Source organism: Lutibacter sp. (genome assembly GCF_041562875.1).
Lineage (GTDB): Bacteria > Bacteroidota > Bacteroidia > Flavobacteriales > Flavobacteriaceae > Lutibacter.
In genome coordinates this window covers 1-10,830 of record NZ_JBFFOE010000080.1, presented here as the reverse complement: position 1 = coordinate 10,830, position 10,830 = coordinate 1, and the positions used below count along the sequence as shown (strand labels likewise).

8 protein-coding genes and 1 pseudogene are annotated in these 10,830 nt (G+C 29.8%); 2 read left to right on the top strand and 7 right to left on the bottom strand.

Annotation, left to right across the window (positions count from 1 at the left end; translation table 11 throughout):
- Both ABY863_RS10480 and ABY863_RS10475 read right to left on the bottom strand, forming a co-directional pair.
- Window positions 1–519: Na+/H+ antiporter NhaA (locus ABY863_RS10480; RefSeq protein WP_372794568.1), on the bottom strand; the 519-nt coding region annotated here is incomplete at its 3' end.
- A 497-nt stretch (window positions 520–1,016) separates the two neighbouring features.
- On the bottom strand, window positions 1,017–4,319 hold the full coding sequence (locus ABY863_RS10475; protein ID WP_372794566.1) for a PAS domain S-box protein: 3,303 nt from the start codon (window positions 4,317–4,319) through the stop codon (window positions 1,017–1,019).
- A gap of 611 nt (window positions 4,320–4,930) precedes the next feature.
- On the opposite strand from ABY863_RS10475, the pseudogene ABY863_RS10470 reads away from it, so the two are divergent.
- Window positions 4,931–5,590, top strand: a pseudogene (locus tag ABY863_RS10470) (IS6 family transposase).
- Between the two features lie 8 nt (window positions 5,591–5,598).
- Here the strand turns inward: ABY863_RS10470 and ABY863_RS10465 are convergent.
- The 4 genes from ABY863_RS10465 to ABY863_RS10450 are packed head-to-tail and all read right to left on the bottom strand — an operon-like array spanning window position 5,599 to window position 9,628.
- On the bottom strand, window positions 5,599–6,210 hold the full coding sequence (locus tag ABY863_RS10465; protein ID WP_372794564.1) for a hypothetical protein: 612 nt from the start codon (window positions 6,208–6,210) through the stop codon (window positions 5,599–5,601).
- A 3-nt stretch (window positions 6,211–6,213) separates the two neighbouring features.
- Entirely contained in the window at window positions 6,214–8,427 is a 2,214-nt protein-coding gene (locus tag ABY863_RS10460) for a hypothetical protein (RefSeq protein WP_372794562.1), read from the bottom strand.
- 44 nt (window positions 8,428–8,471) lie between these two features.
- Window positions 8,472–9,110 carry a hypothetical protein gene (locus ABY863_RS10455; protein ID WP_372794560.1) on the bottom strand — a complete coding sequence of 213 codons (639 nt, stop codon included), beginning with the start codon at window positions 9,108–9,110 and terminating at the stop codon, window positions 8,472–8,474.
- Window positions 9,111–9,112: 2 nt separating this feature from the next.
- The gene (locus ABY863_RS10450; protein ID WP_372794558.1) at window positions 9,113–9,628 is read right to left on the bottom strand and encodes a T9SS type A sorting domain-containing protein; all 516 of its coding nucleotides are present in this window, start codon (window positions 9,626–9,628) and stop codon (window positions 9,113–9,115) included.
- Window positions 9,629–9,790: 162 nt separating this feature from the next.
- On the opposite strand from ABY863_RS10450, the gene ABY863_RS10445 reads away from it, so the two are divergent.
- Window positions 9,791–10,454, top strand: a protein-coding gene (locus tag ABY863_RS10445; protein WP_372794556.1) for an IS6 family transposase whose coding sequence is annotated in 2 segments (ribosomal slippage) — window positions 9,791–10,354 and window positions 10,356–10,454 — 663 coding nt in all. Because the reading frame shifts where the segments join, the coding sequence is not laid out codon by codon here.
- A gap of 89 nt (window positions 10,455–10,543) precedes the next feature.
- Here ABY863_RS10445 and ABY863_RS10440 read toward each other — a convergent pair.
- Window positions 10,544–10,830 (bottom strand): glycosyl hydrolase family 17 protein (locus tag ABY863_RS10440; protein WP_372794554.1); only part of this gene is annotated, 287 nt, incomplete at its 5' end.

Here is a 10,830-nt window from a genome sequence, read left to right as displayed (position 1 = left end):
AATTACTGCTCCTATATCATCAACAATTGCAAAAGCCGTCAAAAATATTTTAAGGCTTAATGGAACTCTATTTCCCAAAAGTTTTAAAATTGCCAAAGCAAATGCAATATCCGTAGCCATTGGTATTCCCCAGCCCTTAAGCGTTTCTGGGTTTTGATTAATTATAAAAAACAACAAAACAGGAACTAACATTCCACCCAATGCACCAAAAAGTGGAAATGCTAACTTTTTTAAAGAATTTAATTCGCCAATTAAAAACTCTCTTTTAATTTCTAAACCAATCAGAAAAAAGAAAATAGCCATTAATCCATCATTTATCCATAATATTAATGGTTTATTTAGTTCAAAAATTTCTGAAGTAAACCCAATTTTATATTGCCAAATGGATTGGTAACTCTCTCCTTGTGATGAATTTGCCCAAACTAATGCAATAATTGTTGCAGCTAGTAATAAAATTCCACTAAAACTTTCTATTTTTACAAATTTTTGAAAAGGGCTAAGGACTATTTTTTTAATCATTTGTTGTTTTGGTTTAAATTGATTTGAATACTATTTAATTGAAATTAACCTATTGAGTGCAATTATTATTACGAATATAGTTAATTAAATAATAGATGCAAATCAGGTGTTTCAATTAAATATATTGAACCTTAAAAATTTTAAAAAAAAGTAACACAAGTAATATAGCAGTTCAATTACCCCAAGCCTTGTGCATAAAAAAAGATTCCAAAACGAATTGTCTTGAAACACATTAGTAATTTCTTAATAACAAAAAAGCCACTCAATTTCTTAAATGGCTTTGTTTTGCTCCCCCTCTTGGACTCGAACTAAGGATGTTAAATCACTGTATTTATGACTGTTACAAAATGTAAATTTATAAACTCCCTTTTTTTAATGATTCGATTTTATAAATATATTAAATTCAAAGAATAATAGTGATACAAGAAACTGTATCAAATTAGTTCTATTATAGATTTTAAAATGATACAGCTGTGGTATTGATACAGTTTAGTACTTTAATAATTATGCTTTTGTATTAGTGAATCTAATTCAGGTTTGTTAATAGGTTTTGTTATGTAATCATTACATCCAGCATCCAAAGATTTATCTCTATCACCAGTTAACCCATAAGCTGTTTGTGCAATAATGATAACATCTTTGTTAAACTCACGGATTTGACGTGTAGCTTCATACCCATTCATTTCAGGCATTTGAATATCCATCAGAATTAAATCAATATCAGAGTTGTTACGGCAAATTTCAACAGCTTCATTTCCAGTTCTTGCCTTTATAATCTCATGGCTAATATCACTTACTATTACTGATAACAATTCTGATGATACTTCATCATCTTCAGCAATGAGTATTTTTAAATTTTTAACTTGATTTGCCATATCGTAAGCAACCTCAATATCTTTGATACTGTTTTCCACTTCAAATTCCATGGTGTAAGGTAAGGTAAAATAGAAAGTTGAGCCAATACCTTCTTCGCTTTCTACCCATATTTTACCACCAAGCATTTCTATATATGATTTGGTAATTGATAAACCAAGGCCAGCTCCTTGCCGTGCCATTTTATCCTTAATGTCAGCCTGAACAAAACGCTCAAAAATGGCTTTCTGTCTGTCTTTTGGAATTCCGATGCCTGTATCTTTTACAAAAAATTCCAGGTAATCTCCTTTTTTTTCATATCCAAATTCTATGGAACCTTCATTAGAATACTTAATTGCATTTTTAACCAAATTGGTAAGAATTGCAAACAATTTCTCTATGTCAGTTTTAATGGTAGCTTCTTTTGCTGGTAATGTGTTTTTAAAGAAAAGCTGCATTCCTTTGGCTTCTACCTCTGGTTTGAAAAAAGTATTAATGTATTCAATTTGCTCGTTTATATTTGACTCATTTAAATTAACATCCATCAAACCAGCTTCAATCTTTGAAATATCAACAATATCGTTGATAATATTTAACATTCTATTTCCACTTTTCTCAATTACCTCAATGTACTTTTGTTGCTGGTCACCTGAAAGGTTAGGTGATTTTAGCAGTTCTGAAAATCCAAGAATTCCGTTCATTGGTGTACGAATTTCGTGACTCATATTGGCAAGAAATGCTGATTTTAATTTATCACTTTCTTCAGCTTGTTCTTTTGCATGAATTAATTCCAAATCTAATTGTTTCTGGACAGTAACATCTTGAGCAGTTCCATAAGAGCCAATCACTTTATTATTACTATCCTTTTTAATTTTTCCTTTAGAAATTATATGCTTAATTGAGCCTCTTGAGGTGAAAATATCAAGACCTATTTCATAAGGTATTTCACGTTTTACACAATCTTCAACAGCTTTTTGAAGTCTCGCAAAACTTTCTTCTGTATACAATTTTTGTTGTTTAGAAAATTTCGGAGGAGGTAAATTGTATGGTTGTTCAAAAATATTATACAATTCCTTTGACCAAGCTACGGTATCAGTATCTACAATATATTCCCAACTACCAACATGTGATAATTCTTGTGCTTCAAGCAATCTCTTTTCACTTTCTTGGGCTTTTTCTTTGGCTTTTAATAATTCTTTTTCAGCTAGTTTTTGATAACTAATATCAATACCCATACATGAGCCACCAACAACCTGAGATTTTTTAATAATAGGGTTAAATGTTACCCGTATATAAATTATTCCATTCACGGTTTCAACAGCATCCTCAGTAGTAAATTGTTCGTTGTTCAATACCTTATCGTAACGAGGTTTCCATAAAGGTCTTAATTCTTGAGGCAAAGCATCAATTAGGTTTACTCCCCCCTCTAACCTTACTCCAAATGAATTTTCAAACTCCTTCTGAAATGTTTGATTAATGTATAATATATCATAATTCTGGTCGAAAGCCCATATACTATTACTTGTTCCTTCTAAAATTGCAGAGATGTTAGCATTATTAGATTCTGCAATTTCTTTAGCTTTGATTAATTCTTCTTTCGCTTTAGTAATCTCTGTGATTTCGACAATAGAAGCGATGTTTTTTCCATTTTCATCAATCATTGTAGATTTTATCATGGCATGTAAAATAGTGCCATCAGATTTTATAAATTCAGTTTCACCATAAAAATCTTTTTTACCTAAGGCTATTGACACTAATTCGTTCTTTAAAGAATTATAGGATTTTTCTGTATTTGTTTTTGTAAAATGGATTTTAAGCTCTTCCACGTTTTTAACACCTAACAACAAGAGTGTTATTTCATTTACATTTTTTACCTCAATTTTTGAAACACACTTCTTAACAAAAGATAGGTTCTCATTTAAATAGGTTTCTATATCACTGGTTTCAGCTTTCTTTTTGTTTAACAATTTTATAGCTTCAGAAAAATCTTGTTCCATAATTGAAACTGGGCTCTTATCAAACAGTTTCTTAAATTTGTTTTTGTTATCAAAAAGTTGTCTGTTTTTTTCGGTGAGTTTATCGCTCAACTGTGACAGTTCTATATTTTTTTCTTTTAATAATTTCTCGTTTTCTTTTAGTTCCGAGATGTCTCTTTTTATAGCTAGATAATTTATAATTTCACCAGCATCATTTTTGATTGGTGATATGGTTGAATCTTCCCAATAGAATTCTCCATTCTTCTTTTTATTTTTAAATTCACCACTCCATATTTCACCACCTGAAATTATTTCCCACATATTGGAATAAAATTCTTTTGATTGTTGTCCAGAATTTAAAATATTAGGATTTTTTCCTAAAACTTCTTCAGCTGTATAACCAGTAATTTCAGTGAATTTTGGATTTGTATATTCTATATTCCCCTTTAAATCTGTAATAACAATAGAATTTGCACTTTGCTTTACAGCTTCTGAAAGCTTTTTAATTTCTACTTCTATTGAAGCATACTTAAATATATTCGATAAATCATTTTCAATAATATCTCGAAATTGTTGTATTAACTTTATGTGAGTTTCTGAAAATTCATTTTCTTTTTTATCAAGAACACAGATAGTTCCAAAAGGTTTCTTATCGGGGTAATTAATTGGAAATCCCAAATAAGAAATCATACCAAGTTTTATATCTGGATTTTTGTCCCAATTTCTATCATTTAACGCATTTGGAATTAATAATTCCATTTGTGATTTAATAACTGTTTCACAGTATAGACCATCCCATTTTTCCTTATCACCAACATGATAAGGATTACCTTTTGTCCTACTAGAAATAAATACTTCCATGTATTTATTTTCATTAAACATTATTAAAGAAGAAGGAATCTCAATAAGTTCAGCTAACAAATCAGTAATTTCTTGCCACTTGTTTTTTATATAATCTGGTAAAACTTCCATGTCAAAAATTTATAAAAATCAGTTAAAAATACTGTTTTATTTTTTAATATATATATATATATATATATCACTTACATAAAAATTCATTAGGTTCCAATTAGTAGTATTAAAGTTGAATAATGAATGTATATTTGCTTAGCAAAGTTCATTAAAAGTAAAAATGAATAGTTCGGTTAACCTATACGTTACCCTAGTAATGGTAGATGCTGTAACGTCAATGATATCAAGGTATTGAGAAGTAGGTTCTAGATCCTCATTCTCCACAGTAGAACGTACAACCCTTTAAATAAATTTAGAGGGTTTAGTTTTTAGTAAAATTTGTAAATCGCTTCCGAAACAGTTCGATATCTGTCCTCTTCGCTCCACTACTAATAACTATAAAAGACTATTTATCAATACTTTAAATAGTCTTTTTATGTTTTTAAGTCAACATTTTAAAAAATCATCATTTTAAGGGTGTATTTGATAATTATTGTTAAGTTCATTATAATTATGTAAAATCTATTACTAATTATCTTTAGATTTCTGCATAAATTCATTAATATCAAAACTAAAGGTTCTGTCGCATCTGTGTACAAACAACTAAAAATCTATCTTTACTATAAAAAGAGATGTTCAAAGGTCATTGTTTCCATAAGGCAATCATATTACAAGCGGTTTATTTTAATTTAAGGTTTAGTCTTAGCTATAGAGATGTAGTAGAGCTCCTATCTATCAGAGGCGTTAAAGTGGATCATGCTACTATTCAACGCTGGGTATTCAAATTCACGCCACTTGTAGAGCGACAATTCAGAAAGCGAAAGAAATCAGTTGGAAAAAGGTGGAGACTAGATAAACCTATATCAAGGTAAAGAGTAAGGGGGATATTAATATAGAGCGGTTGATAAAGAAGGGAATCTGTTGACTTCCTGTTAACCAAAAGAAGACAACGCATATCCGCACAAAGATTTTTAATAAAAGCCATAGAAAGAAATGTTAAGCCAGAACTGATAAACATTGATAAGAGTGGATCCAATACAGCTGCGATAAAACTATACAATCGGAGAAACTATTCAAATATAAAAATAAGGCAGTGCAAGTACTTAAATAATATTGTAGAGCAAGACCATCGAATGATAAAATGGCGTATAATGTTAGGTCTAGGCTTTAAAGAATTTGAATCAGCAAAGCGAACCATATCAGGCATAGAAATAGTTAGAATGATAAAGAAAAATCAACTATTGAACCCTAAAAGTTCAACCTACAAATCATTTATATCATTAGCATCTTAAAAAATAAATTAGTTTAAAACTTTATGATTATTTTTAACAGATGCGACAGAACCCTTATTTTTCTCATTATAAATTTTAATGTAATTTACAATTTCTTTTACATTAGCTAATTTTTTTTCTAAAATATCTGGATGAACAATTTCTGGTTTTCCATTTATTAAAATATTAATTTCAGAATCCATAAAACTATAGGTATAAAAAGTGTTAATTAGTATTTCATCCATTTTAAAAAGTTTGTCATACATTAAAATAGATTGGATAACCGTTTCTTTATTTTTATTATTTAAGGAATATAAATTTATTAAATACCAGAAAGCTATTTTTATTTCTTGGCTTTTAATAAATTCTACAGTTTTTTCCCAAGTATAAATCTTAGGGTAAATTTCTATTCGATATTTTTTGTCATTAAAAACCTTTTCAAACTCTTCGCTAACAATTACAGAGTCTCCAACCATTTCTACTCCCCTTTGATTTAGGCTCTTTAACCATAATAAAATAGCCTTATCATTCACTTGTTTTGCACTTCCTAATTGGCTATTTGTAGTTTGCCCATGAAATATTACTGGCAAACTACAAATAACAAGCATTATAAATAATTTTACTTTTGTAATTCTTAGCATAATTTAAATAGATTTCTGCTTCTTTGTAACAATCTCGGTTAAAACTTCTAATTTAGCTTCAACAGATTGCAATCTAGCCTCTGATTCTATAAATTTTCGCTCATAACTTTTTAAAATATTTAAATAATCACCATTGTGTACGCCTACTACTGTATTAATCATTTTGGCTCCATTTGCACGATCAGTATCCCAAGCTCTTCCTACTGCTAATTTAAAATCTTCTAATTGCATTTTGGTTGGAGGAATAGCGAGACCATAACCCGCAATATTTCCTTTAGCAACAATATAATCACCTGATTGTACTGGCCCCATTACTTTTACTGGTATTTGTCCCATAAACGCAATATTATTGCCTAAATGAATTTTACTCTGATCAGGTGTATTTCCTAATACAATTGGGCGATGAGAAACTGCCATTACTTGTTCTGCATTTGTTAAATCTTTTGTTATTTTACCTGCCTTCACCGCAACTATATCTCCAGTACTTATATTTTCATTTGGATTTATACGTTCTAACCATTCTGCATAATCTCCATTTCCTGAACTATACTCAACTCCTATTTTTTCATAATCAAATAGTGCTTCGTAAATTTTAGATTTAAAATGATACTTTGCGTGTTTTTTATCAACTGCACTATTTAAAGCTCCATATAATTTATATATATAAATTGGATTCAAAAAATTATTACTCCAATCGCTAATTGACTCTGCTCTAATTGATCCCAATTGGGAATCTGAGCTATCAGTAAAACTTATAAATTCATTTTTATTATTTAATGGATTTGTAACTATGTCTTCTAATTCTATACTTGGAATCCCCCAAAAATCTTCAGAAAGAATGTCGAGTCCATTAATTCCAATTGCTGTAAGATCAATTTCAGGAATATCTGGAAGAATTTTTGTTATAGGTAACAAAGTAGTTTTTTTAAGTAATGTAAACCCATTTGTTATTGTTGTACTAGGTATATTAAAATTAGGAATATTTGGCGGGTTAAAATTAATTTTTGGGGTATTAAGAGCTGGTAATTTCACACTTTTATCAACTCCAAGAAGTGTAAAGTTTAATAACGTAATTCCAGGTGTAATCTCCCTGCTTGGCACTGTAAAGGTTGGAAGATTAGGCGGATTAATAGGTATTGTTGGTGTTGCCAAATAAGGGAAATCAATTTTAGGAACTGCTAACTCCGGTAAATATGCATGTGAAATAATTTTATCATTTATAAAATTAATTAAGTGATTTCCAATACCAACGGATAATCCTGCAATTGTTTCAATGTCGTCCTTAACACCTTCTTTTACAATATCTTGCAAAATAGTAATTTTGCTACCAGTAAAATTACTGCTAATTAAATTTTTAACTTGGTTTATCTGATCTTGAGAAGGTAAGCCTGACATTGTTGGAGCAAAATTATTTACTTTTTCTTTTCCTAACTTAATTTTTATACCATCACCATTTCCGGTATTAGTATTTTCAAAAGTAGCCACAAATTCTTCTTCATCACTTTCAATTGTCATATTTTTCACTCCAATTCCTCCAAGCGTTGATATTCCAGTTACTTCCAAATCATTATCAATTAATGTTTTACCATTTACAGTTAAAACACCTGTTAAATTAGCAGGGCTTTCATTAGCAACCGTAACTTCTTCATTAAAAGTAGCTTTTCCATCAACTTGTAATGTTCCTGTTAAATTTGAGGGACTACTTTTATTTACTTTAAAAGAATTGTTTAAATTGGTAATTCCTTCAACATCTAAACTTCCTGAAAAATGAATAGAACCTTCAACCAATAAATCTCCAGTAGCCGTAATATCTCTATGATATGCATATGGAATAAATAATAGTGGCTGTGTACTTAAATTGGCATAGCTACCATCTAAATTAATTTCTACTTTTAAATCTTTTTGTGTGCCATCCCATACAATTTCATTAAAAACTCCTGAAAATGGCTTTCCATGTCCTATCATTAAGTTTATCATACCATAAGCATCTGTACTTGTAGTGTGAACTTCCTGATAATCTATTCCTCCACCTGAATTGGTGATGGTAAATCGTACTGTCAAAGATTTATTCGGGAAAATATTTCCATTAACATCAGCTCCTGGTATCTCTTGCGTACTTGGGTTTATAATTACTGCTTGATAACTCATGCCGTCTGTTTGAGCAAACAAGTTACCTGTAGCAAATAGTAGTATTGCAATAAGTAATAATTTTTTCATAATGTTTAATTTAATTAGTTATAAAATATCTTCTATTTCTTTTATTATTTTTTTAAAATGTTTATTAACAATCCAAAACTGATATTATCACTTACAATTCTTAATTGTTCTTGGTCCGAAGTAACTGCTGTTCCTTCCTTAAGTGTGATACTTCTTCCTCGCATATATTGAACATAAAATGAAAGATTGTCTGATATTGGATGCGAAAAGCCAAAACCTCCTGTGAAATTATATAAGGTCTTGTCAAAATTATCGTTGTCCTTTAAATCTATAACCATATTGTTTAACGTTTGAGAACCTTGCAATAAAAACGCCATGGAAGCTATTCCTTTTAAATACAGTTTTCCCTTCTTAATTTTAAACAACTCATAATCCAATCCTACATTAAATTCTAAATAATTGATATCCCATTCCATATAATTCCCTACACTATCATCACTTCCAATGGCGCCATAACCAGCGTAACTTGTACCTAATGATACATTCAAGTTTTTTGTGAATATTTGATTTCTGTAACCAACAGTCATAAAACTATGAGGTGAAGCTTGTAGATTGTCTAAACCACCACCTTGTGAATTCTTATAATCAAATGATGACATTGTTTTACCGCCTTCAATATAAATTTGTTGTCCGAAAGAGGTAATTCCTAAGCATAGGAATATTAGTAATGTAATTTTTTTCATAATTATTGTTTTATAAGATTTGCTTTAAATTGTTTTTCTCCCGTATTGATAAGAAATATGTATTGTGCACTTGCCAAAAAGCTAAGGTTGATTTTTAATTGTTGAGCTGCATTCAGTTTTTCGTTATAAACGCTACGTCCTAACAAATCAAAAATTCGGATATATACCGGTTCTTTAACGTCTTCTTTTAAGGTGATATTTACATCGTTATTTACTGGATTTGGATAAATCACTGCCTGAAGATTGGTTTCTTCTGGAATTACTTTACTTGAAAGCATTGGAGGCTGAATAAACCCCTGTCTTAAAACATAATTTCCACTTGAGAATGTTCCAATAGCACTAGATTGACCAATGCTTTGTTGAACAATAAATGGTTTATTATTCATATTTACTAATTGTGAAGAACCTGCTACACTAACTGTAGATCTAAAAATTTCTAATTCCGAAGAATCTTGTGCTTGTACATGATATAAAAGTAAAACTGAAAGAAGAAAAGTAATCGTAATATTCTTTATCATATATAAAAATTAATTAAAAATTAAACGAAAAATATATTTTGAATAAGAAATTTAGGATTTTACAACGCTTAATTGTATGATAATTATCATATTTGAAAAATAATTTGGTTCTGTCGCATCTATGTACAAACAACTAAAAATCTATCTTTACTATAAAAAGAGATGTTCAAAGGTCATTGTTTCCCTAAGGCAATCATATTACAAGCGGTTTATTTTAAATTAAGGTTTAGTCTTAGCTATAGAGATGTAGAAGAGCTCCTATCTATCAGAGGCGTTAAAGTGGATCATGCTACTATTCAACGCTGGGTATTCAAATTCACGCCACTTGTAGAGCGACAATTCAGAAAGCGAAAGAAATCAGTTGGAAAAAGGTGGAGACTAGATGAAACCTATATCAAGGTAAAGGGTAAGTGGAGATATTTATATAGAGCGGTTGATAAAGAAGGGAATACTGTTGACTTCCTGTTAACCAAAAGAAGACAACACATATCCGCACAAAGATTTTTAATAAAAGCCATAGAAAGAAATGTTAAGCCAGAACTGATAAACATTGATAAGAGTGGGTCCAATACAGCTGCGATAAAAATATACAATCGGAGAAACTATTCAAATATAAAAATAAGGCAGTGCAAGTACTTAAATAATATTGTAGAGCAAGACCATCGAATGATAAAATGGCGTATAATGTTAGGTCTAGGCTTTAAAGAATTTGAATCTGCAAAAGCGAACCATATCAGGCATAGAAGTAGTTAGAATGATAAAGAAAAATCAACTGTTGAACCCTAAAAGTTCAACCTACAAATCATTTATATCATTAGCATCTTAAAAAATAAATTAGTTTAAAACTTTATGATTATTTTTAACAGATGCGACAGAACCATGATATTTTTCATAGTAAATATTTTAATTTTAAAATTAAAGTAAATTTGAGTAATGCTTTTTCATTACTAATTTAGGTACTCTTTCAACGGTAAATAAACCCCAATGCTTTTCTGGTTCAAGCGGTTCATTTGATCCTTTCCATGGCTCATCAAATGCTTCAAAAACGAAGGTAAGAATGTCTTCTTCTGAACTCCAATTAACCAAATCATTATAATAAATTTCCTGATGCTCTTCACTTACGTTACTTGGGCAAATACCTCTTCCATTTGAATTTGTTGCCCAACCAGCTTCGGTTATTATTACAGGTTTATTTGGATATT

Bases quoted from the DNA above. Each gene is read 5' to 3' on its own strand.
- ABY863_RS10460 (WP_372794562.1), bottom strand. From the start codon at position 8,427: ATGAAAAAATTATTACTTATTGCAATACTACTATTTGCTACAGGTAAC.
- ABY863_RS10475 (WP_372794566.1), bottom strand. From the start codon at position 4,319: ATGGAAGTTTTACCAGATTATATAAAAAACAAGTGGCAAGAAATTACT.
- ABY863_RS10465 (WP_372794564.1), bottom strand. From the start codon at position 6,210: ATGCTAAGAATTACAAAAGTAAAATTATTTATAATGCTTGTTATTTGT.
- ABY863_RS10450 (WP_372794558.1), bottom strand. From the start codon at position 9,628: ATGATAAAGAATATTACGATTACTTTTCTTCTTTCAGTTTTACTTTTA.
- ABY863_RS10455 (WP_372794560.1), bottom strand. From the start codon at position 9,110: ATGAAAAAAATTACATTACTAATATTCCTATGCTTAGGAATTACCTCT.